We start from the raw sequence: 23,982 nt of genomic DNA, 5'->3' as shown, positions 1-23,982 counted from the left end.
CTTTATGAATTTGAAGCTACTTTTTCACCAAGAAGTAAGATTTCATCTGCGATTACTTCGGTGATGTACTTTTTATTTCCTTCCTTATCTTCGTAGCTTCTATTGGTTAATCGACCAACAATCCCAATTTCGGATCCCTTATCGGTGTATTTTTCCAAAATTGTGGCTGCTTTATCCCAAGCTGTCACGTTGTGCCATGTGGTTTCTTCTACCTTTTCACCTTTGGCATTTTTGTAATTCTCATTGGTGGCTAACCGAATGTTTGCTTTGATTTTACCACTGTCAAAATGGTTGACTTCCGCTTTGGCTCCTAATCTCCCGATCAGCTGAACCCTGTTTTTGATTCCACTCATTTACTTAAAATTTGGTTAGGATTATGAAAAAAGACTTATTTATTATGTTTAAATAAATTTATCAATACTATTTACTTAATTATATTTTTTTTCACGAATTATAAACGTTTATATACGTTAATAATCAGTTTTTATTAATCCTACTCCAACTCAGTATTAAATTTATCGCATTTTTAAATTTGTATTAGAAACACATTATTTCGCTGGAAAACAATCCATAGATTTAATCGATTATTAACCCTCAGGTTCCAATCCATAATTAATATTGATAAATTTGCTGATGACTGATTTGCTATGTTAAGTTTTCATCCTTCATTCTTAATTAGGGGATAATTTAAAGAGTTTTATAAATCAAATGCCGACAAAAACATATTAGCTACATTTAATAAAATGCTCTTAAAAAACAAAGTTTTAATTATAGACGAAATGCATCCATCTATACTTCCATTATTAGAAATGGAGGGATTTGAGGTGGATTATATGCCTGAGATTACAAGAGATGAAATTCTTGAGGTCGTTGCTTCCTATACTGGATTGATCATTAGATCCAAAACACCAATGGATAAGGAACTTTTAGAAAAAGCGAGCAACTTAAAATTTATCGGAAGAGCAGGAGCAGGACTGGATCAAATAGATTTATCATACTTAGAAGAAAGGAACATTAAGCTTTTCAATGCACCTGAGGGAAATAGAGATGCGGTTGGAGAGCATGCGATTGGAGGTTTATTGGCTTTATTCAATCATATCAACAAAGCAGATCAAGAAGTCCGAAAAGGTATTTGGGATAGGGAAGGAAACAGAGGAGAGGAATTGGCAGGAAAGACAGTAGGGGTCTTTGGATTTGGAAACATGGGGCAAGCTTTTGCCCGGAAACTCCTTGGATTCGATGTCAAGCTCCTTGCTTATGATAAATATAAAAAAGGTTTTGGTTCTGCATTTGTAAAAGAATGTTCCTTTGAGAAAATACAGCAAGAAGCAGATATTCTTAGTATTCACGTGCCGCTCACTGTAGAGACCAGAAATTATTTCACCTTGGATTTGTTAAAAAACTTTTCAAAACCCATATACTTGATCAATACGGCTAGAGGAGAGGTGATTTCCTTTGAAACATTGAATTTGGCTCTGGATCAAGGGGTTCTTCGTGGAGCTGTTTTGGATGTTTTGGAAAATGAAAAGTCTAAGAACTTCTCAGCTACTCAGAAAGAAGAATTTGAAAAATTGGCAGCTAGACCAAATGTGCTTTTCAGTCCGCATATCGCTGGATGGACATTTCAATCTTACGAAAAAATCAATCAAGTCTTGGTAGAGAAAATCAAAATGTCTTCATTATGAAAAGTAGAATATAATTGCTTTCTCAAAGCAATGTTTATATCTTTGCCCTATACATAACGCAAATGCATAGGAGAAACGGTTTCAGATATGAGACCGTTCTTTTATTTTTCATAGCCATAGTAAAGTAAAATTTAATAAAATGGGAACTATACAGTATTACACGGAAGAAGGATTAAAGAGATTGAAGGATGAACTTCAAGAACTTAAGACAAAAGGAAGACAGGATATAGCAAAGCAGATAGCTGAAGCGAGAGACAAGGGAGACTTAAGTGAAAATGCCGAATATGATGCAGCAAAAGATGCACAGGGACTTTTGGAACTGAAAATTGCTAAACTTGAAGGAGTAGTTGGCAATGCTCGAGTAATGGATAGCTCCAAGATGGATGCGTCCAAAGTGGGAATTCTTAGCACTGTAAAAATTAAAAATGTGAAAAATGGGATGACGGTAACCTATACCTTGGTTTCCGAAGAAGAGGCTGACCTCAAAGCAGGAAAGATTTCTCTAGCATCTCCTTTTGGCAAAGGTTTGAATGGAAAAGCTGTTGGTGACATTGCCCAAATTAATGCTCCAGCTGGTGTTTTAGAATTCGAAATCTTAGACATATCATATTAATTTTATTTATCCCGATGGTTATCATTCGGGATTTTTTATTTTTGGACTATGGCTTCAGTATTTACAAAAATCATCAACAGAGAAATCCCAGCTGAAATCATCGCTGAGGATGATAACTTCATAGCCTTCCTAGATATCATGCCTTTAGTTAAAGGCCATGTATTGGTTGTTCCTAAGCAGGAGGTAGATTATATTTTTAATTTAGAAGATGAGGTGTTGTCTGGTCTTCATGTATTTGCCAAAAAAGTGGCCAAAGCGATTGACAAAACCATCAAATGCACGAGAGTTGGTGTAGCTGTAATTGGCTTGGAAGTGCCTCATGTTCACATTCACCTAGTTCCTCTTAGAACCATGGACGACATCAACTTCACCCGCCCTAAACTCAAATTAACTTCAGAAGAGCTGAAGGAAATAGCAGATAGGATAAGAGGAGGATTTTGAGATTATAGAAGTAAGTAGCGAGACGGAATTAATATTTAGTTTTTATAGAACACAGATGACGCTGATTTGGCTGATGTTCACAGATAATAAAGTGATAACTTGTACAAGGAAAAATCTAAGCATAGGCTAAAGAAAGCTAACCATTTCTCCATCTCCCAAACCTTTAACCCCTTAAACTTTATTACCTTATAACCTCCCCTTCAATTCTGCGAGACTAGTTTTAACCAAACCAATCTCCTAATCTCCCAAACTTTTAAACCTTTCAACTTTTAAACCTTCTAATCTATACCTAATTTTCTAATTTTCTAATCTTCCAATTTTTCAATTCCTGTATTCCTAACCAAAGATTATTTGTCGATTGTTGCTTGCTAATTGAATAATAATATATTTGTTGCACAGTTAAAAAAACAATAACCTAATATAAGCACATGGAACAAGTATTTATTTACTTAGTCCCCGTTTTGGGGATCATCGGCCTAATTGTAATGGCTATCAAATCTGCATGGGTCACCAAGCAGGAAACAGGAGATGAAACAATGGTGGAACTGGCAGGTCATATTGCCAAAGGATCAATGGCATTTCTAAAAGCAGAATGGAAAGTATTATTCTATTTTGTAGTGATAGCAGGAATTATTTTAGGCTGGTCAGGCACTTTAGTAGCCAACTCTAGCTGGATTATCGCCATTTCATTTGTGATTGGTGCGTTTCTGTCAGCATTTGCAGGGTATCTTGGAATGAACATTGCCACCAAGGCCAATGTACGAACGACTCAAGCGGCTAAAACTAGTTTAAAGAAAGCCTTGAGTGTGTCATTTACAGGAGGGTCAGTAATGGGAATAGGTGTTGCCGGTCTAGCAGTACTTGGAATGGGCTCACTATTTATTGTGTTTTATAATATGTTTGTCCTATCTACAGGCGGTGATGTCAATGGAGATGCTATGGCCACAGCCTTGGAAGTATTGGCAGGATTTTCTCTTGGCGCAGAGTCTATCGCGCTTTTTGCTAGAGTTGGTGGAGGTATTTATACCAAGGCAGCTGATGTTGGAGCAGACTTAGTAGGAAAAGTTGAAGCAGGAATTCCCGAAGATGATGTAAGAAACCCAGCAACAATTGCTGATAACGTAGGTGACAATGTGGGTGATGTGGCAGGTATGGGTGCCGATCTGTTTGGTTCTTATGTAGCCACTATTCTGGCCTCCATGGTTTTGGGGAGAGAAATTGTATCAAACGATAATTTCGGTGGAATAGCTCCAATTTTACTTCCATTGGTGATTGCCGGAATGGGATTGATGTTTTCCATCATTGCGACCTTTTTTGTTAAGATTTCCAAAGATACTGATAGTGTTCAGGCAGCTTTAAACAAAGGCAACTGGATTTCCATTCTCCTGACAGTAGGAGCTTCTTATTTCTTAATTGATTACATGCTTCCGGAGGGAGAATTGGTTCTTTCAAGAGGAGGTTCTATTTCATTTACAAAAATGGGAGTTTTTGGAGCAGTCGTTATAGGTTTGATTGTAGGTTTTTTGATGAGTATCATCACAGAATACTACACTTCTATGGGTAAGCGTCCTGTAAATTCTATTATCAAACAATCATCAACAGGTCATGCAACCAATATTATTGGTGGACTTTCTGTGGGTATGGAATCTACGGTTTTACCAATTTTAGTATTGGCAGGCGGTATTTATGGATCATTTGCAGCAGCAGGACTTTATGGGGTTGCAATAGCAGCAGCAGGAATGATGGCTACAACAGCGATGCAGTTGGCAATTGATGCATTTGGTCCTATTGCAGATAATGCAGGTGGTATTGCGGAAATGTCTGGTTTGCCTAAGGAAGTTCGCGAACGAACTGATATTCTTGATGCAGTAGGGAATACGACTGCTGCGGCAGGAAAGGGCTTTGCAATTGCTTCAGCAGCATTGACTGCCTTAGCTTTATTTGCTGCCTATGTAGGATTAGCTGGGATTAGTTCTATCGACATATATAAGGCAGATGTGCTATCTGGACTTTTTGTTGGTGCCATGATTCCATTTATTTTCTCTTCACTGGCGATTGCAGCAGTGGGAAGAGCAGCGATGGATATGGTAAATGAAGTGCGAAGACAATTCAGGGAGATTCCTGGAATTATGGAATACAAAGCCAAGCCTGAATATGAAAAATGTGTTGAAATTTCCACCAAGGCATCTATTAGAGAAATGGTTGCACCTGGTGCAATAGCTTTGCTTTCTCCGATTATTGTAGGATTTACTTTCGGTCCTGAAGTCTTGGGAGGCTTACTTGCTGGGATTACAGTATCGGGCGTATTGATGGGTATTTTTCAAAACAACGCTGGAGGCGCTTGGGACAATGCAAAAAAATCCTTCGAAAAAGGAGTAATGATAGATGGGGTGATGCAGTACAAAGGTTCTGAAGCGCATAAAGCTTCTGTTACTGGAGATACTGTTGGTGATCCATTCAAAGATACCTCTGGTCCATCTATGAACATTTTGATCAAGCTCACTTCTATCGTAGCGCTCGTTATAGCTCCACATATTTCTGAAACACCACACGGGGTTGTATCTGAAGTTGAAAAAGTAGAAATCAAAAAAGAAATCACCTACCAAGATGGTAAGAAGATTGAAAAAGTAGAGAAGATTGTAATCAATTGATAAACTAATTAATAAATGCAAAAGCTGTCATTGGAAAATGGCAGCTTTTTTTATGTTTTTCCATTGAGTTCACCATGAAATCTTTTTCCAAAATCAATACTTTTCTATCTTTCGACATGAAACATTATGATGTGGTGGTAGTCGGTTCAGGACCGGCAGGAGGTATGGCAGCATACGAAGTAGCGAAGGCTGGGTTGAGCGTTGCGATTTTAGAAAAAGAAAATTTACCTCGATATAAAACCTGTGGTGGAGGACTAGTTTTTAGAGGAAGAGAAATGCTTCCTTTCGATATATCAGATGTGATAGAAAAGGAATACAACGACCTGTATATCTATTTTGATCATTTGGACCAGCCACTTTTTGCCAAAAGAACCTATCCTGTCGTGACGATGGTAATGCGTGATAAGTTTGACCAATTGATCGTGGAAAATGCCAAGAACTTGGGCGCAGAACTTTTGGAAAATCATACGCTAAAAGCTTTAGAATTTGGAGAAAATATAATTTTAAAATCTTCTCAAGGTGATATTTCATCTACTTATATCATTGCTGCTGACGGAGTATTAGGACCTACAGCTAAGTATGCAGGTTGGTCGGAATCGCGACAGCTAATTCCGGCTTTAGAATATGAAGTAGAAGTGCCTCAGGACGTTTACGATCGGTTGGCAACAGAGGCTAGATTCGATATTGATGTTATTCCTAAAGGATATGGCTGGTGTTTTCCAAAGAAAAATCACTTATCGATCGGCGTTGGGACTTTCAAAAAGCGAAAAATTAATTTACGAGAACATTATCATGCGTACCTTAAAATTCTGGGTATTGACGAGATACTTTCTGAACAAGCTCATGGTTTTCAAGTCCCAATATCTCCACGTAAAGATGGTTTCGTTAAGAAAAATGTGTTTTTAACAGGAGATTCAGCTGGATTTGCGGATCCTTTAACGGCAGAGGGGATTACAAATTCACTGTACTCAGGAGGATTAGCTGGAAAGGCTATCGCCCAACATTTCAATGACCCTACTCAAGCAGAAATAACTTATGTGGAATCTTTAAACGAAAGACTATTGCCAGAATTGAAATTTGCTGGCTATCTGGCTCATTTATTTTATAATCAGAAAACGATTAGAAATTATTTAATGAAATCTAATGGTCAGCGTTACTGTGAAAAGATTACAGATATCTACACAGGTCATTTGGAGCTGAACAAGGATATCAAAGATAGAATTATTAAGAATTTAGGACTTGGTTTTTTGGTTAAATGATTTGTACTCAAATTTGACGTTAAAATGTCTTGACCAACAACTTTATTTTTTGCCCAAAAATTATCCATTAAGGAATGGGTTTTGCGTATTTAAACAAATCATGAGAAATGAATTAATTTAAATTTATTCTCACAAAACGTTTGTACAAACATATTTGCACTTCAAATTTTGAAATGTGTATTGTTTTTAAAACCCTTAAAATAAGTTGATTATAACAGTTTTTTTATTAAAAAATTACTGTTATTTGTGTTGAAAATTACCAAAAAATGAAAGCTTTACAGAACCCAATTCCTGAAAATGAATTTGAAAGATTACTCCAATTGAGTGATTTTGATTTCGACTATACAGATTTAGACAAACAGTTTAAAGACCTTACCAAACTAGCTGCTAAAGTGGCGGGGACGGAAATTTCACTGATAAATCTGATTGATTCTTTTACACAATGGTCTGTTTCTGCCCATGGATTTCCCACCATGCAGATACCACGCGAAGACTCTGTCTGTCAATATACCATCATGGGGAATGAAGATTTTGAAATAAAAGATTTATCAAAAGATGAGCGATTTTTGGATAAATTCTTTGTCAAAGACGACCCAAATTTGAGGTATTATTTTGGAGTACCACTGACGACTCCTGAGGGTAATAATCTGGGAGCACTGTGTGTTTTGGATACAGAAGTAAAATCTTTATCTCAAGAGAAAGTAGAACTTTTGCGGATTATTGCAGACGAAATCGTCAATCGATTCAAAATTCTTAAAGCTGTTCAAGATCTCAAAGGGAAAATGAATGAGATCAAGGAGAATCAGAAGAAAGTAGCACACGATATTAGAGGACCGATTGGTGGAATTATTGGTTTAGCAAAGGTTATTCAAGATCAAGGGAATAAAAACCAACTAGACGAAGTTCTTGAATTTATCAACTTAATTCAACGAAGCGGAAGTTCTGTTTTGGAATTGGCGGATGAAATATTGTCTCAGGATTATTCAAAAGCTGAGTCTAATAAAGTTCAGATAAATCATGCTGTTGAATTTAGCCTCGAAACTTTAAAGGAAAAGCTTCTTGATATGTATAGTGTTCAGGCTGTTCAGAAAAATGTAAAGTTTACTGTTACTAATAATGATGGAAAAGATCAGGTTCCATTCCCCAAAAACAAACTCCTTCAAATTGTAGGTAATTTGGTTTCTAATGCGATTAAATTTACCCCAGATGAAGGTGCTGTAAATGTTGCTCTTGACCTTCAAGAAAATGAAACCGATAAGGAATTAATTATAATAGTGAATGATACAGGAGTTGGTATGTCGGTTGAAAAGATTGACGAAATATTAAATGGGAATGCAAATTCAACTTTAGGAACGGGTGGAGAGAAAGGTTTTGGGTTTGGATTAACACTTGTAAAGCATCTAATTGATAAAATCAATGGGTCTATATCAATAGATTCTGACCAAAATCAGGGGACAAAATTTACGGTTAGATTACCAGTTTAAATTTGAAATTTGAAGGAAGTCAATTTTTGACTTCCTTCAATACTCTTTTTTGATTGTTTACAGGATTTGCGTACATGGCGAGATAACTTTTTACGGCCATCGGATCATTCAAATCTACACCCTTTTTAAACCGACTTTCAAAAATCGTTTTTTCTTCTGCTGTATAATGATCCTTATATTCATTATCTCCATAAAGTAAATCATGTGCTATGTAATTTGTTGGCCATAATTTATAACCAGCAAGAATATTCCTATCCAATAAGTCAGCGATAGCTTGGAATTGTTTATTTGGATTGTTTTCCTGATCTGCAATATTTTGAATCTCGTCATTGAGGAGGTTTCCGACATGAATATGAATTCTCTTTTTCTGTCCTATGATTCCATTTAACAAAGTCATGAAATCTTCATTCTCACCTTTAACATAGGTTTCTGATTTTGCTTTGGCAAGCAATTCAGGCATTTTCAGGACGTCCGTAGGATCATATTCATAAGAAATAGAAATCGGAACAATGTTGATTCTTTTAAAATAATCAATGATATTTTCGTCTCCTGCTGCCATAGAGATCATCTTTAAGACTCCTTTATGTGTCTCGTCATTTCCATCTTTTGTTCTTCCTTCCCGCTGTGCGATCCAGACAGATCTATTTTCTCTTAAAATGGAATTTTTGATGTAAGCAGAGGTGACTTTAGAGCTTTCTAACAACTCTCTTGCAGGGAGTCCTCTTTTGATGGTAAAGCTTCTAGTAAGTTTTGAGAGTGATTTTAGAAATGGTTTTTTAACCAAATTATCGCCAATGGCAGTTGTGGTCATTGAAAGGCCATACTCGTACAAACAAGCATTGAGTAAGGAAGTATCTAATATAATATCTCTGTGATTTGAAATAAAGAGGTAGGAAACATTTTTCTCCAACTTTTCAAATCCAGAGGTGCTTAAACCTTCAGAGCTTTTCTCTAACACTTTTTGAACTGCGGGATATATAAAGTTGATTTGAAAATCTCTAATAGAATGACAATGAAGCATCAAGTCTCTCCAATAATCATCTGTAGCATCTGGAAAAGTGAAATTCATCATGGCTTTCAACATAGGATGTTGGATGATTTCTTTTAATGCATCATTGACTTCTGTATCGTAAAAAGGTCTTATATCTTCAAAGGGTGACATACTTTTCAATTTAGTGCTCCACAAAGAAACAAAAAAATGACGAAATGTAAGTTCGAAAAAAGGTTCTACGGTAAGATATAAACTCAAAAAACCATTTTGATGATCCTATAAAAAAAATAAAGCCAACCCTATCAGGATTGGCTTTATCAAAATATTTGTCTGAAATTTTATCTTACAATTAATCTTTCGACCGTAGTAATTCCATTTCTATCAGTAATCATAATCAAGTAAACACCTTTTGCTAAAGAAGATACATCAAATTGTACTAATTCTCCTGTAGATATTATAGATTCAATTAAGAGGCCGTTAGCCGTACGCAGTTCTACGTTTTGAAGCCCTTCAGTACGTCTCAATTCTACATTTACGATTCTTGAAGTTGGGTTAGGGAAAACCTTGGTTTTATTAGAAGCCTTGATGGTTGGGAATGCATATTCTTCAGATAATGAAGAACAGCCGTCCGTATCCGTAATCAAGACTGTATAAATTCCAGCTCCTTGAATTCTCGTTTCATTGATTGTTGAAATAGCAACCAAGACACCATTTTTGAACCACTGATAAGAGTAGTCTCCTTCCAAAGTGAACAACTTCCCGCTTTCGAAGGCTATGAATGGTGTTGGTAAGGATTTAACTGTGATCGCTACAGCTTCTGTTGCAATTGGTTCGCAGATGTTGGAATCAATTATAGCTCTCACTAAAGATGCGGATTCAAGGTTCTCTACAGTTATTTCACTCAATTCCGCTGTTCCTTCGATCAAGGTCCAAGAAGCACCTTCATCTGTAGATATTTCCCAACCTACAATACTATCGAATCTTCCTCCGACTAATTCAAAATCAATACTATTAGAACCAGCACAAACTTCATTTTCTGAGGCGATAACCTGAGCTTGTTCAAGATCACATTTGAAAATGAATCTACTTTCTACCGGAAGGTGATCCGAGGTAGTATTATCATAGTTTGCTATCAATCCGTATGGAGCTACGATTCTTTCGGAATTGACAATCCAGTTTTCAACCAATTCAGTAGAAATGATTTGATGATCGATCACATTTTCGAAAGTAGGGAAGGTTCTCAAACCTGCATTACTCAAGCTGATTGTGATAGGATTGTAATTTTCTGTATCGTTGATGTAGTTGATAAATGAAGTCTCAGTCGTGTTGACAGTTGCAGCAGTTTGATTCGCTACAGTTTCGTCCAAGTCATCATTGAAATCTCCTAGCAGGATCAAATTGACATCACTGTAATACATGTCTAATGAATCCTTCAATACATTGACATCATATTTTCTCATTGCATATCTCGGGTTAGAAGCACTTTCACCACCACCGTTCGATCTCGTGTGTACATTGACCAAAGTGATATTTTGCTGAACACCATTGATATTCGTTTTGATATCCATCAAATATGGTAATCTTCCAGAAGCCCAGAATCTGTCAGGGGAAGAAGGATAACCAATCAAATCTGAAGTCTCAACACCTTTCAATAACACCCTTGTCTGAATTGTATCTACTGTCGCGAGTTTGAATAAATAGGTGAGTTTCTGTGCTTCTTCAGCAAATTCTCCACCTGCAGAAGTGGCAGGAGAAACTGCCATTCCGTAGCCAGGAAGTGCATCTGCCAATTCTGTGAATTTGGCTAAAGAGGTGATTTCCTGGAATGCATATACATCAGCATCCAAATCTTCGATTACCTTTTTCACATTTTCAAGTTGTAAATTCACATTGGTTGGCCCTTGACCTGAATTGGTAGAACCAAACCATTCAATATTCCAATTGACTACATCAAAGGTTTCATCCTTGTTGACAGTGGCACCAGTCAAATAACCTCTTGTGATATTGATATCTCCGCTCTCGAAATTGATTGGTGCTGCAAAAGCACCTTCTGAAGTAGGAGCAAATCTCACTGTTACAGTTTTCTGACCAGTCAATTCAATTGGTGAATAAGTTAAAGAAGGGCTGAATGCGCTTCCATCTTTTGAGAATTCAAAACCATCTCCTCCAGTGATTGTCAAATCAGCGGCAGGATTAGATAATCCGAAATTGAATGTTCTCGTCTCAGTAGAAGTTTCTCCAACTGGTACAATTCCAAAATGCCAGTAATCTACATTTCCGATATTATTTGTAAAGAAAGGTTCTGCTGGTACATCAGAGCTAAACAAAGCAAAGTCATCTAATGTCCATCTTGCAGCTCCTGTTTCTGGAGAAGAAGCATAAACGAAAGCAATCCTTACAGTTTCATTCAAATATGGAGTTAGATCAACTTGACCTGAGAATGTCCATTCATTGGCTGTTGCAAAGCGATCACTCAATTCTGTCCAAGAGGCATCATTAGGATTGCCATTAGTGTAGTCAGTTGAAATCAATAACTTCAATCTTGGTCCTTCAAAAGCCACTCTACTCCAGAAAGTCATCAATGGAATATTGAATCCTGTCAGGTCATAAGGAGCTGAGATCAACCAATCTTCATTCAGTACAGCCCCACCTGAAAATCCGCTGATTTGAACTCCAAAAGGCGCAGATGCAGTAGGAGTGGTGCCTGCTCTACCAAAGTTAGTACATGACCATACCTGATCACCTGCTACGCTAAATGTTGACCATGAACCTCCAATTCCCCCAAGATTAGCTTGGCAGATATTGTTGAAGTTCTCTGTGATATTGAATGGGTCAAATACTGAACTTGTGACATTTACAGATACAGGTGTGGCACCATCCGTTGTGTTTGAAATAGTCCCATTGAAGTTGCCCTCTGCACTATTATCTAGTTGCACAAATACAGTTTGTGCAGATGCCATTTCTTCTAATGTAAATTCAATAGAAGGAGAGAAAGTAGTTCCATCTTTTGATACAGCGTAAGGAGCAGTTGCAGAAACCGTTACACCATTTTCTAGATTCACAGCCGAAAGTGTGTAAGAAAGAACCGGAGCATCATCGCTTTTGCTTACAGAACCAAACTCTAGGGAAGTTGGATCAGTTGTCAATCCTGGGATAATGACACCATCGGCTTCTTTTACAATTCCTATGAAGGTTACTGGTAAAGTACCTGGGAAGAAGTTGGTAACTCTTAAAGTTCCTCCTGACCCTATTGTTCCTCCGCTTGCAGAAACATCACTTGTACTGATTATTCTAAATTCTATATCACCAGATAGGTTTTGTAAGCCAGATAAGTCAATGACTTGATTTACAAAAGAACCCGTGTGTTCCCACTCGGCTAATCTTGAAGTGAACCCGTCACCGCTATAAACCAAAGCCAAATCTCTTGGTCCTGTTCCAGATGAAGTTGAACCAATTTGAAGCTGAGTTAAATCAATAAGTTTATCACCAGCCACATTAAAACCAAATGTAAAGTATCTGTCTTCTCCAGCATTCCAACCATTTGAGCTGATAGAGTTCATCGCATTGGCAGGGTTTATTCCTGAGCCCCTTGCGAAGTCCTTAGCAAACACTCCCTGAACAAGCGCTGTTCCCGTTGTGGTGGCTTGATTTCCAGGAGCGCCAGTAAAGTCCCAGTTCACAAATTCTACTGGTTCAAGGATCTCTGGAATTGTTACACTCAAATCTGTAATCCCAATCTGTCTACTTGCTCCACCAGCATTAAAACCTCTGTCTGATGACCAAGAAATAATCACTAATTCTCCAGGAAGAATATTCAAATCAGAAACAATAGCTGATACTGTCTGATCCACTCCTGATGCTGTGCTGTAACTTAATTCAGGATATTCAGTACCATTTATAGTTACGGTCCATTCAGGGAATCTCGTTTGATCAGCTCTTCCTACTTTTCCTAAATAAGATATTTCTAAATCAGATATTGGGAAGCCAGTTGTGTTTTCTAAAGTTAAGGTTGCATTTAGAACACCTGATGTTCCACTATGTTGATATCCTAAAACATCTCCACCTCTAAATCCGCCTGCTGTTCCAGAATCAAAAAGTCCATTGTAGTTTCTTACAGATCCTTCAAAAGTCCATTCTCCATCAACTCCAAAAGTTGAAACAGGATTGCTTAGACTTACAAAATTTTCAAAATTCTGAATATAAGGAATTCTTGAAGCAGGAACTGCAGGTAAGTTGATTGTGAATTCAGCAGAAGCTGCTTCACTTACAGCAAATCCATCTGCAAAAGCAATTGCAGATAAAACTGCGCTTTCTTCAATCGATATCGTTCCTGTATAAAGCGTACTACCTAAATTAGGGACACTTCCATCTAAAGTGTAATAGATATTTGCTCCTTCAGTTTCACTAGTTATGGTAACGGATTGAACCTCCTCGTAAATTCCACCACTAGGGCTGATGATTGGAGTTGCTGTTGGGTCAAGAGGTTCACCTAATGCTAAACCCTCAATAAAGATTTCATCAATTCTACTGGTTCCAGTAGAAGCGATTGTAGCATCACCCACCGACGTGCTTGAGGTATTAAACCAACGAATAAAAACGGAAGCGTTATTATTTGCAGCCTGTGGTAATGAAATTTTATTTAAAACCCCAGTAGTAAAGTTGTTTGCGGTAGTTATATCTGCTCCTGGAATATCTGTCCATGAGCTGCCATCCAAACTGTATTGTGCCTTGAAATCTCTAGGGCCAGTATTTGAACTTTGCTGCTTCGAAGAAAGTGTCAAGCTTTCAAAGCCTATGGTATTTACGGAAACAAGCCAAAATCTTTCGATATCAAAATTATTCCATCCTGTAGCTGTAGCGGCTCTGCCTGGTGAACCCCCTACAAAAGTTATAGTATTGGTATTTGTTAAAGATAATTGTTGAATTCCAACATTATTGAAATTCCCTTGGTCGGCCAAAAGTGATTCTTCACCTGTAACCGTTCCGAATGTCCAGCCTGCTATAACTTCTGTCTGTGCTTGAAGCGATACTATGCTCCAGCACATCAACATAGCAAACATTAATGCATTGCGTAAATAGTGTTTCATTTAGTGTGATTTTGATGATTTAAGTATTGCATTTTATTGTATATAAAATGCTGTTAAAATTAAGCGTTTATAGCCGTTTAAACCGAATTTTATTGTTATTAAATGATTAAAATTTGTTGACACTGAAATTATATTGGGAATATTTTTAGGATTATTCTATTTCTTTTGACCCTTTATTTCAGATTTTTAGGTCTTTATCCCTTAAAATGATGTGTTAATCATCAATTCTGATTACATGTGAAAAATGATAATTTGAAATTATTTTAATTATACTTTTTTGAAAATACATAAACGCTTACTTTAGCAGATGTAAACTTTAGGGGTGCCAATGGCTGAGATTATACCCTTTGAACTTGAACCGGATAATGCCGGCGAAAGAAAAAGTGTCGCTTTTAATTGCCTCTTGAAAGCGCTATTCTTCGTCTTTTATGGACTCCTAAAGTTTTTTCATTTAAATTAATAATCATGAAGGATTCCGTAATTCGTACATTTCAAGATTTTAAGTCAAATCCTACTTTGGTTCAAAGCATTACCAATTATGTGGTGATGAATAATACTGCCAATGCTTTGCTCGCAATTGGTGCATCGCCGATCATGTCACATGCACAGCCTGAACAAGCGGACATGGTTCGAATCATCAGTTCACTTGTAATCAATATAGGGACACTCGATGAATATTGGGCGGAAAGTATGCTTATAGCAGCTGAGCAAGCCAACTTACAAAACAAACCTTGGGTGCTTGATCCAGTAGGGGCTGGGGCCACACCTTATCGCAATGAAGTGCTTTCTGAACTTTTAGAAAAGAAACCTACAATCATCAGAGGGAATGCTTCTGAAATCATGTCCTTGGCAAGTGTAAATATTCAAAGTAAAGGAGTGGATAGTAGCAATTCTTCCGATGAGGCCTTGCAAGCAGGAATTCAACTCTCCAAAGAAACTGGAGCAGTCGTTTGTATTTCTGGAGCGAAAGATTATGTTATTCATCATGACAAAGTCGCTACAATTTCCAACGGAAGCCCGATGATGGCAAAAGTCACTGGGATGGGTTGTACCGCTTCCGCAATAGTTGGTGCATTTGCTGGACTTGGAAAAGATCCGTTTTTGGAAACATTGACAGCTATGGCAGTAATGGGAGTAGCAGGAGACTTGGCCGCAGACGTAGCAATTGGACCGGGTACGCTACAGCTGTATTTTTACGATGCTTTATACAATCTGACGGATACAGAACTTGAGAAAAGAGTTCTAGTTTCTTATTTATGATTGATGATTTCCCATATCGCCTTTATTTGGTTACAGATCAACTCGCTTGCCTAGAAAGAGATTTTTTTTGGGTTGTGGAAGAGGCATTAAAAGGTGGTGTTGATATCGTACAACTTAGAGAAAAGGAATTAAATGAATTTGCTTTTATAAGAAAAGCAGAGCGACTCAAAATCATTTGTGACCGCTATCATGTTCCCCTTATTATCAATGATAGTGCTCAAGTAGCCAAAAATGTTGGAGTGGCAGGACTTCATGTGGGTCAATCTGACTTAGCAATTTCTAAAGCCAAAGAAGTTTTGGGCAAAGATTTTCCAATAGGCTTGTCGATAGAACAACTATCCGATATTCAGACTTTGGAATCTGAATTGGCTTGGTACTATGGTGTAAGTCCAGTTTTCTCAACTCCAACAAAGACAGACACACGTACTGAATGGGGCTTGAATGGATTACAAGAACTTCAAAAAATCAGTTCTAAGAAGTTAGTAGCTATTGGAAACATCAAGATCCAAAATGCTGCTGATGTCATTGCAGCGGGGGCGGATTGTTTGGCGGTGGTGTCAGGGATTTGTAGTGAGCAACAGCCGGCAAAGGCAGCTGAGGCATTTAGAATGGAAATTGAAAAAGGGCTTAAACTTAAAAATAGATGAAAACTTATATCCCAGTATTGAGTATTGCAGGTTCTGACAGCAGTGGAGGAGCAGGAATACAAGCGGATTTAAAGACCTTTTCTGCTTTGGGTTGCTATGGTATGACAGTGATTACAGCGACTACAGCACAGAATACGCAAGGAGTAAGGGATATTCATAGTATTCCAGTCTCTCATATTGCTGCACAGCTTGATGCAATATTAGAAGATATTATGCCTAAAGCGATTAAAATAGGTATGATTGATCGTCCTGAGGTGGTAGATTGCTTGGTTGAGAAGTTAAAAGGTTTAGCTATCCCCATTGTATTCGACCCTGTAATGGTAGCTACTTCAGGTGACCGACTGATTAGGGAAGAGACCATCGAAGTCATCAAAGAAAAGTTGTTTCCGATCACTACCTTATTAACTCCAAACTTGGATGAAACTGAAATTCTTTGTGGCTTCGAGATTCATACCCTTGAGGAAATGAAAAAAGCAGCAGCTTATCTTCAAAAATTTATCCCAAACGCCGTCTTAATTAAAGGAGGTCATCTACAAACTGAAATGATCCAAGATTTGCTCGTCTTCTCTGACGGGAAGGAGCGGGTTTTTGAGAGTGAGAAAATCCAATCTTCAAATGTACATGGAACCGGTTGCTCCCTTTCTGCCGCCATTGCAGCTGAATTAGCAAAAGGACATGAATTAGAAGAGGCTGTAACCAAAGCAAGAAATTATATTTATCAGGCCATTTTAAATGGGAAAACAGTCAAAACAGGCAAAGGAAATGGGCCATTAAATCATTTTTACGATCCTCAAAAACAAATTATCAATGAAATGGAGTGAACAAACTTGGGAAAGAGCAAATCCCATTTATAATCAGATCTTAAAATTGCCTTTCAATCAGGAGTTGAGTAATGGAAATTTGAACAAAGAAAAATTCAAATTTTACATGGCTCAAGATGCTTATTATTTGGGGGAATTTGGAAAAGCATTGAGCACAATTTCTGGAAGGTTAAACGATTTAGATCAAGTTCTTGCCTTTTCTCAATTTGCTTCGGGGGCAATCGTTGTTGAGCGGGCATTGCATGAAGGGTATTTCAAGACTTTGGGGATTCCTGAAGAAGTCCAACCTTCTCCGACCTGTCTGCTATACACTAATTATTTACTTTCTCAAGCTGCCTTTTCAAATGTAGAAGTTGCAGTTGCAGCAGTTTTACCTTGTTTTTGGATTTACAAAAAGGTTGGAGATCATATTTATTCTCAACAGGAAGCTGAAAATTTAAACCCATACAAAAATTGGATCGACACTTATGCAGGTGAAGATTTTGCCAACTCTGTAAATCAAGCAATCAATGTTGCAGATGATTTGGCAGCGAAAGCAAGTGATTCATTGAAGGCTCAAATGCATGATGCTTTTGAGATGGCGACGAAGTTAGAATGGATGTTTTGGGATTCTGCTTATAAACAAGAAAAGTGGGCAATCTGATAAATTGATTGCCCACTTCCTATATTTCACTGGACGCTCAATTCACTTCCTTGAATTCATAAATGGAGTACTTAGTAAATTCTTCTTCTATTTCTATACTAGCATTTTCTTGAATTAAGATTTTATTTTTCCCTAGTGAAAACAGCATGACTCCTTCGGGAACGCTTAATTCTGATGAAACTTGCTCACCATTTTTGATTACAAGAAGCTTGATTTTATCTGTTGCATCTGCATATCGAAATGGCTCTTCTTCTGAATCTCTAGCTTCAAATTCAGCATTTGTAACTCCCTGATAATATCTAATCAACCAATAATCTTCGCTCAATTGAAATATCCTTTGATTTCTACCAGCCATGGAAGACAATTGCTTTGTTCTGGGATCATCAAATGCGGTCCCAACTGGAACTGGATCGTATTTTAAGAATTCAGCATGTGTTATTGGAATATTTTTTATAAGTGAGAAATCCGAAAGATCATAAATTTGTATTGTCTCTGATAAACCTTGAAGAAGAATCAAATTTTTCTGATCAATGAAAAATGATTTGTTCATTAAATCAGTGTAGATATTTTCAGTTTTTTTATAGTAAGAGTCTTCCTCGTATGGAATAATAGATTTCATCTGACCTGATTCAGGATAGAGTAAGGAGAAATTTTGTAAAGTATCTCGCCCTTCTTCATTGTAAATAAGTAGATGTGCAGAAAGGAAAGTGGTAGGCCCTACCAAATAACGAGGATTGCCATTTTCTATGAAATATGCCGTTTTACCTAATGGTGAGTTTGTTCTGACTGGTAGGGGAGATTGGATTCTTATGTTTTCAAGCTGTTTGTAATCCTTATTGTATGTCACCAGCTGAAAAGGAAGTTGAAAAACTCTTTTGTCATCAGGTCCAAAACTCAAGCCCAGGGGAACCCAGTTTCCTAGTTTTTCAGGCCCCTCTCCGCTTAAGTTTACTCTCTTGAGAATTTCTCCTTTTGGAGAAATTTCTAATACATCATTTTCAGCTTCGCTGTATCCTAAAAAAATGTTTTCTGATTCGCTGTAATCAGTGATTCTTACTTTAGTTAGATTTTCTACGGTGAAAGAGTCAACTTTTACTAATTCATAACTCAGTTCTCCAGAGAGTGTTTTATTTTCACCACTTCCACCACAGGAAATCATTGTTAATATTATCAATAAGGCATACAAGTTTTTCATAGCATAGATTTTTTTTGAAATTTCTTAATAAAATAGTTTTAAAAAAAGTTTAATCCTGTGTTTTTCCGTTAAGTTTTAAAAAGGGTATTTGATTATTCATTAATTTTAGACAGGGATAGGAAATGGATTTTTCATTTATTTTTTAAAGCGTATATTTAACACTTAACGAATGAAATGCTTGCGATCTCAATATATTTCATTTGAAAACTTAACAAATCTCAAAAAAACCAAAATGACCTATGAATTCAAGAAGAAGATTTTTACAAAACAGCCTCTTAGCAACAGCAGGAATTACGATGTCTAATGTAGTAACAGCGGAACAGTTTTTTAGAACCACACAAAAAATCGGAGCGAATGATCAGATAAATGTAGGGGTGATCGGGTGTAAAGGTATGGGCTGGTCAAATATGAACTCGATGTTAAAAATGCCCCAAGTAAACTGCATCGCACTTGCAGATATAGATCAAAACGTTTTGAATCAGCGTGCAGAAGATGTTGTCAAGCAAAGAAATAGAAAACCTACATTATACACTGATTATAGAAAAATGTTAGAGAATAAGGACATTGATATAGTCATTATTGGCACTCCAGATCATTGGCATTGTTTGAACTTGGTAGATAGTCTCTCTGCTGGAAAACATGTCTATGTTGAAAAGCCTTTAGCGAATTCAATAGAAGAATGTAAAGTGATGGTAGATGCCACAGCTCGCTATGGTAAATTAGTCCAAGTGGGCCAATGGCAAAGAAGTGGTTCGCAGTATAGTGAGGCAATTGATTTTGTCAAGTCTGGTCAATTGGGTAATATCCGATTGGTAAAGTGTTGGGCGTATCAAGGCTGGATGAAGCCCGTTCCAGTAAAGCAAGACTCTCCAGTACCCCAAGGAGTGGATTATGATATGTGGCTTGGTCCAGCACCAAAGCGTTCCTTTAATGAAAATCGCTTTCATTTTAATTTCAGATGGTTTTGGGATTATGCGGGTGGTTTGATGACAGATTGGGGAGTTCATGAAATAGATATTGCCCTTTTTGCAATGGGTGTGTCTGCGCCAAAATCAATCATGGCTTCAGGAGGGAAACTGGCTTACCCCAATGATGCCTCAGAAACGCCAGATACCCTACAGACAATATATGAATATGAAGGATTCAATATGCTCTGGGAACATGCTACAGGAATAGATGGAGGAAATTATGGATATAATGAAGGCATTGCTTTTATAGGAAATAATGCAACGCTTGTGGTTAATAGAGGTGGTTGGGAAATAATTTCTGAAAAGGAGGGAGATAAGCCTAAACTGGAAGCAATGTCAAGAGTAAAACCAACAGGGAATGCATTGGATTTGCATACAATGAATTTTGTGGAATCAATTTCAAAAAATGATGCTTCTTTATTGAAGTGTGGTGTAGAAACAGGCAGTATAGCAGCAATCAATGCGCACATGGGCAATATTGCATATAAGACAGGTGAGAAAATTTACTGGGATCAGGATAAAGGAGTTTTCAATAAGTCTGAAGCCAATGATTTGTTAGGAGCTAGCTACCACAATGGTTGGAAATTGCCAAAAGTATAAGTGATGTTAAAACAAAAATCCCAAACCTATAAAATCAGTTTGGGATTTTTAATGTTGGCCGACCAGGGCTCGAACCTGGACTCTTCTGGACCAAAACCAGACGTGTTGCCAGTTACACCATCGGCCAATTTCACTTGCAGTTGATTGCTCTTCTTTAAGGTGGTACAAATGTAGGAGGACTTTCTATTTTATGCAAGTCAATAGATAAAGATTTTATGTACTTTTTCTTAATCACCTAGATTTCAATCAGAAAAAAAACACTGTTTATTTATATTGGCTTTATAAGTCTTGAATTAAATACATAATCGCAATAAAATGAAGGATTGTTCCACCCAATACAAACAAATGCCATATCGTGTGGGCATACTTTATTTTCGGTCTAGTATAAAAAATAGTACCAAGTGTATAACTTAATCCTCCAGCCGCTATCAAAAAGAGAATGGGATTGCTCAAGTTATCTAAGAGTGGACGGATGATAAAAATCGCTAACCATCCCATCGATAAATACAAAATCAATGATGCTTTTTTGAACCTATCAGTATAAAAGATCTTAAAAACTATTCCGAAGGCTGTAAGTCCCCAAATGATTCCAAAGAAAAGCCATCCTAAAAATCCTTGTACAGAAAGGAGAAGGAAAGGGGTATATGTTCCTGCGATTAAGATGTATATTCCGATATGATCTAGAGTCCTTAACCAGGCCTTCACAGTAGGGTCTTGGACTGCATGGTATAAAGTAGAAAATGTGTAAAGAAGTAGGATAGAGGCCCCAAAAATGCTACAGCTGACAATATGAATAGCAGTACCATTCAAAACTGAAAAAGTTACGAGCAAGGAAATGGCGACAACACTAAACAAAACACCTATTCCGTGACTGATGCTATTGGCAAATTCTTCTTGAAGGGTTTGCTTTCTTTCCATTTTGATTTTTTCTTAAAGATAACTTTCTTGATCTGAAACTCAATTCCTCTTTGTTTTTCCTTGGATTTAAAGCTTCCAACTAGCTTCAAATGATCAGATTTTATTCATGATATGATGTCCTGCTTTATTAAATAATTGTTACCATAACTAGGTTAATTTTGTTATTTCAAAAAATATTATACTATTTTGTTGTGAAAATTATTTCTTAACCCTATTAAATTTACAAAAATGGCAGTTAAAAATCTTGAAAAAACAGTGGTCAGCACTTTGGAAAAACTGGAGAAATTGAAACTTGATGACAAGCTTTATGCTGAATTAAGTTGGTGTTTGAAGAGCTATGAATATGACAATAATCCTGTAGGTGTCATTGAAAAAAGCCAAAAAGCATTAGCACTTTTTAAAGCTAAACGTGAAGAAAACGCTAGAGCTATTTCTAAGAAATTAATTGAAGATCTAGAAAAGATCGCGTTGAATTAAACAAAAAAAGCTTTCTCGATAGAGAAAGCTTTTTTTGTTTTTCTTTTGCTTGTGCTTATTCTGCAACAACAGCAAATTTTACTGAGCTTTTTACTTCTCTGTGAAGATCTACTTCAGCTTCGAATTCACCTGCAGTTTGTACAGGGACATTGATAGAAATTTTCTTTCTGTCAATTTCGATTCCTTGGCTAGCCAAAGCATCAGAAATTTGAAGTGTAGTAACTTTTCCGAAGATTTTACCTGATTCACCGATCTTAGCTTTGATTTCCAAAGTAAGGTTGGCCAATTTAGCAGAAATTCCTTCAGCTTCAGTTTTGATTTTCTCAGCTTTGTGAGCTGCTTGCTTGATGTTTTCAGCAAGTATTTTCTTGTTGGATAGAGTAGCCAAAACTGCAAATCCCTGTGGGATAAGGTAGTTTCTGCCATATCCAGGTTTTACTGCCACAAGATCATTCTTGTAACCTAAACCTTTTATGTCTGTTTTTAAGATAACTTCCATTGTGATAAATTTTTAATTTGTAAATAATCGATCAGGCTTGGATTATTTCAATCCGTCAGCTACGAATGGCAATAAAGCCAAGTGTCTTGCTTTTTTGATAGCGTTAGCCACTTTTCTTTGGAACTTCGCAGAGTTACCGGTCAATCTTCTTGGAAGGATTTTACCTTGCTCGTTCACAAACTTCAAAAGGAAGTTAGGATCTTTGTAGTCAATATACTTGATGCCATTCTTTTTGAATCGGCAATATTTCTTTCTATTCTCTACTCTATTGATTGGTTCGTTTCTTAATGTCATGAGGCTTGCTCCTCCTTAGCTTCTGCTTTTTTGTTAAATTCACCTTTTCTTCTTTTCTCAGCGTAAGCCAAAGAATGCTTATCGAATGCTGTAGTCAAGAATCTTAAAATCTTCTCGTCTCTTCTGATTTCAAGCTCAAACTTCTTAATTAAAGTCGGCTCAGCTTTGAATTCGATCAAAACGTAAAAACCGGTGCTTTTCTTCTGAATTGCATAAGCCATCTTTTTGAGGCCCCAATTTTCGACATTTACGATTTCTGCCCCCTGTTCTTTTAACAAGTTTACAAACTTGTCTACGGTATCCTTCATCTGAACATCAGACAAAACGGGAGTTAGTATGAATACCGTTTCATAATTTTTTTGGAACATTTTTTTAATTGTTTAATGTATTTTTATTTAAACAGACCGCAAAAGTAGTGTAATAATCTGTTTTATACAATTATTAGCTTAAATTAAAATGTGTTGTGCTAGAAATGGAAGAAGAGATTCTTAAATTATTTGACCTCAAAACTTCCACTCCCAATTTGATAATTATCAGCGTAGATTCTTACTTGATAAGTGCCATCCACATATTTACTTCCTTTTTCATAAAAATACGTCAATGTCTGCTTTGTATTATCGAACAGGATGTCTTGATGTACAGTGTAAAATTCTTCTCGACCATCTATCATAAATGTCCCAGAACCTCTCGCAATATCAAAGATGGGTTGATTGTTTGGAGCAATGATCTGTACAAAAATATTACGAGGGCCTTTCTCGGCTACCTTATTATCAGCCAGATTGAATGTTATTTTTAATCGTTCTAACTGACGGTTTCTAAAACCATCTTCTCTTTCTCTCCCTCTTGAATTGACCGCTGCGATGACCACATTTTCTGCTTTTAATCTTGCAGCAATATTTACTTTCTCTTCAAGTTCTTCTCTCTTAAGGTTCAACTGCACAACAGTTTCTTCTATCTCCGCTTGGGAAGATTTCAAATCTTCATTTTCTGCATACAGTTGTTGATTTATCTCTCTTAACCTGACGATCTCTTGGTCTTTTTCTTGCAAAACAGTTGTATAAGAATTGATCTTTGTATTCAAGACTGCGATTTCCTCAGCTGATCTTTTCTTGTCTAGATTTCTTTCTGAGACTAATTGATCTCTTATTTCTTGGAGAGAACTTATGTCACCACCCAATTTTTCAATTTCCTGAATTCTCAAATCCAACTGAAAAGTTATTGAATCAAGCCTTTGATTGATTTCATTGTTTTCCTCAGAAAGTAAGAGGATTTCCTCAGTTTTTTTGCTTCTATCTACTGAATCTGAGTAAAGCTTGATTCCGCTGATGATTACAAGAATGATCAAAACAATGATTAAAATGTTTTTACCTTTCTCAGTATTAGTTGATTTTTCCTTTTCAAAATTGGTATTCATGGTGTTTATCCTTGTATTTTTACCAAATTAATAAA

At 36.8% G+C, this 23,982-nt stretch carries 21 protein-coding genes, 1 tRNA gene and 1 riboswitch; of the genes, 12 read left to right on the top strand and 10 right to left on the bottom strand.

Annotation, left to right across the window (positions count from 1 at the left end):
- Positions 1 to 2: 2 nt before the first annotated feature.
- Positions 3 to 353: a single-stranded DNA-binding protein gene (locus tag IEV57_RS14995; protein WP_188443858.1), complete on the bottom strand. Its 351-nt coding sequence runs from the start codon at positions 351 to 353 to the stop codon at positions 3 to 5.
- A gap of 390 nt (positions 354 to 743) precedes the next feature.
- On the opposite strand from IEV57_RS14995, the gene IEV57_RS14990 reads away from it, so the two are divergent.
- From IEV57_RS14990 to IEV57_RS14965, 6 genes are all read left to right on the top strand, one after another.
- Entirely contained in the window at positions 744 to 1,685 is a 942-nt protein-coding gene (locus tag IEV57_RS14990; protein ID WP_188443857.1) for a 2-hydroxyacid dehydrogenase, read from the top strand.
- Positions 1,686 to 1,824: 139 nt separating this feature from the next.
- Complete coding sequence (gene greA / locus IEV57_RS14985; protein WP_188443856.1) at positions 1,825 to 2,298, top strand: transcription elongation factor GreA; 474 nt, start codon at positions 1,825 to 1,827, stop codon at positions 2,296 to 2,298.
- 48 nt (positions 2,299 to 2,346) lie between these two features.
- Positions 2,347 to 2,739, top strand: a complete 393-nt coding sequence (locus tag IEV57_RS14980) for an HIT family protein (protein WP_188443855.1) — start codon at positions 2,347 to 2,349, stop codon at positions 2,737 to 2,739.
- A gap of 428 nt (positions 2,740 to 3,167) precedes the next feature.
- The gene (locus tag IEV57_RS14975; protein ID WP_188443854.1) at positions 3,168 to 5,390 is read left to right on the top strand and encodes a sodium-translocating pyrophosphatase; all 2,223 of its coding nucleotides are present in this window, start codon (positions 3,168 to 3,170) and stop codon (positions 5,388 to 5,390) included.
- 74 nt (positions 5,391 to 5,464) lie between these two features.
- A complete protein-coding gene (locus tag IEV57_RS14970; protein ID WP_229744528.1) occupies positions 5,465 to 6,649 on the top strand; it encodes a geranylgeranyl reductase family protein in 1,185 nt (394 codons plus the stop codon).
- Between the two features lie 266 nt (positions 6,650 to 6,915).
- Positions 6,916 to 8,133: a GAF domain-containing sensor histidine kinase gene (locus IEV57_RS14965; RefSeq protein ID WP_188443853.1), complete on the top strand. Its 1,218-nt coding sequence runs from the start codon at positions 6,916 to 6,918 to the stop codon at positions 8,131 to 8,133.
- A 19-nt stretch (positions 8,134 to 8,152) separates the two neighbouring features.
- Here IEV57_RS14965 and IEV57_RS14960 read toward each other — a convergent pair whose 3' ends face one another.
- Together IEV57_RS14960 and IEV57_RS14955 are read right to left on the bottom strand one after the other, a co-directional pair.
- On the bottom strand, positions 8,153 to 9,295 hold the full coding sequence (locus IEV57_RS14960) for a 1-acyl-sn-glycerol-3-phosphate acyltransferase (RefSeq protein ID WP_188443852.1): 1,143 nt from the start codon (positions 9,293 to 9,295) through the stop codon (positions 8,153 to 8,155).
- Between the two features lie 167 nt (positions 9,296 to 9,462).
- Entirely contained in the window at positions 9,463 to 14,211 is a 4,749-nt protein-coding gene (locus IEV57_RS14955; protein WP_188443851.1) for a chitobiase/beta-hexosaminidase C-terminal domain-containing protein, read from the bottom strand.
- A gap of 308 nt (positions 14,212 to 14,519) precedes the next feature.
- Positions 14,520 to 14,608, top strand: a riboswitch (TPP riboswitch).
- A gap of 68 nt (positions 14,609 to 14,676) precedes the next feature.
- Between IEV57_RS14955 and thiM the strand changes: the two genes are divergently transcribed.
- Genes thiM through tenA form a run of 4 tightly spaced genes read left to right on the top strand, consistent with a single transcriptional unit; the run spans position 14,677 to position 17,582 of the window.
- Entirely contained in the window at positions 14,677 to 15,471 is a 795-nt protein-coding gene (gene thiM, locus IEV57_RS14950) for a hydroxyethylthiazole kinase (RefSeq protein WP_188443850.1), read from the top strand.
- Positions 15,468 to 16,118 (top strand): thiamine phosphate synthase, encoded by a 651-nt coding sequence (gene thiE, locus IEV57_RS14945; RefSeq protein WP_188443849.1) that lies wholly within the window; start codon positions 15,468 to 15,470, stop codon positions 16,116 to 16,118. The genes thiM and thiE overlap by 4 nt, the downstream gene beginning before the upstream one ends.
- On the top strand, positions 16,115 to 16,939 hold the full coding sequence (gene thiD / locus IEV57_RS14940; protein ID WP_188443848.1) for a bifunctional hydroxymethylpyrimidine kinase/phosphomethylpyrimidine kinase: 825 nt from the start codon (positions 16,115 to 16,117) through the stop codon (positions 16,937 to 16,939). Before thiE ends, thiD begins: the two co-directional genes overlap by 4 nt.
- Positions 16,926 to 17,582, top strand: a complete 657-nt coding sequence (tenA, locus tag IEV57_RS14935) for a thiaminase II (RefSeq protein WP_188443847.1) — start codon at positions 16,926 to 16,928, stop codon at positions 17,580 to 17,582. The genes thiD and tenA overlap by 14 nt, the downstream gene beginning before the upstream one ends.
- Positions 17,583 to 17,619: 37 nt before the next feature.
- On the opposite strand, the gene IEV57_RS14930 is transcribed toward tenA, so the two are convergent.
- A complete protein-coding gene (locus tag IEV57_RS14930; RefSeq protein ID WP_188443846.1) occupies positions 17,620 to 18,777 on the bottom strand; it encodes a hypothetical protein in 1,158 nt (385 codons plus the stop codon).
- Between the two features lie 239 nt (positions 18,778 to 19,016).
- Between IEV57_RS14930 and IEV57_RS14925 the strand changes: the two genes are divergently transcribed.
- Positions 19,017 to 20,345 (top strand): Gfo/Idh/MocA family protein, encoded by a 1,329-nt coding sequence (locus IEV57_RS14925; protein WP_188443845.1) that lies wholly within the window; start codon positions 19,017 to 19,019, stop codon positions 20,343 to 20,345.
- 54 nt (positions 20,346 to 20,399) lie between these two features.
- Here IEV57_RS14925 and IEV57_RS14920 read toward each other — a convergent pair.
- Positions 20,400 to 20,472: transfer RNA gene (locus tag IEV57_RS14920), tRNA-Gln, on the bottom strand.
- A gap of 152 nt (positions 20,473 to 20,624) precedes the next feature.
- Entirely contained in the window at positions 20,625 to 21,263 is a 639-nt protein-coding gene (gene trhA / locus IEV57_RS14915; RefSeq protein WP_188443844.1) for a PAQR family membrane homeostasis protein TrhA, read from the bottom strand.
- 228 nt (positions 21,264 to 21,491) lie between these two features.
- Between trhA and IEV57_RS14910 the strand changes: the two genes are divergently transcribed.
- A complete protein-coding gene (locus IEV57_RS14910; RefSeq protein ID WP_188443843.1) occupies positions 21,492 to 21,740 on the top strand; it encodes a hypothetical protein in 249 nt (82 codons plus the stop codon).
- A gap of 55 nt (positions 21,741 to 21,795) precedes the next feature.
- Here the strand turns inward: IEV57_RS14910 and rplI are convergent, their stop codons facing one another.
- The 4 genes from rplI to IEV57_RS14890 all read right to left on the bottom strand — a co-directional run bounded on the left by rplI (position 21,796) and on the right by IEV57_RS14890 (position 23,947).
- Positions 21,796 to 22,239, bottom strand: a complete 444-nt coding sequence (gene rplI / locus IEV57_RS14905; protein WP_188443842.1) for a 50S ribosomal protein L9 — start codon at positions 22,237 to 22,239, stop codon at positions 21,796 to 21,798.
- A gap of 42 nt (positions 22,240 to 22,281) precedes the next feature.
- Positions 22,282 to 22,533, bottom strand: coding sequence for a 30S ribosomal protein S18 (rpsR, locus tag IEV57_RS14900; RefSeq protein WP_014773610.1), 252 nt, complete (start codon positions 22,531 to 22,533; stop codon positions 22,282 to 22,284).
- A complete protein-coding gene (rpsF, locus tag IEV57_RS14895) occupies positions 22,530 to 22,901 on the bottom strand; it encodes a 30S ribosomal protein S6 (RefSeq protein ID WP_188443841.1) in 372 nt (123 codons plus the stop codon). The genes rpsR and rpsF overlap by 4 nt, the downstream gene beginning before the upstream one ends.
- 125 nt (positions 22,902 to 23,026) lie before the next feature.
- Positions 23,027 to 23,947: a DUF8428 domain-containing protein gene (locus IEV57_RS14890; protein ID WP_188443840.1), complete on the bottom strand. Its 921-nt coding sequence runs from the start codon at positions 23,945 to 23,947 to the stop codon at positions 23,027 to 23,029.
- Between the last annotated feature and the right edge of the window lie 35 nt (positions 23,948 to 23,982).

It is taken from the genome of Belliella aquatica, from assembly GCF_014637795.1.
Lineage (GTDB): Bacteria > Bacteroidota > Bacteroidia > Cytophagales > Cyclobacteriaceae > Belliella > Belliella aquatica.
This window is presented reverse-complemented; position numbering and strand designations above follow the sequence as displayed.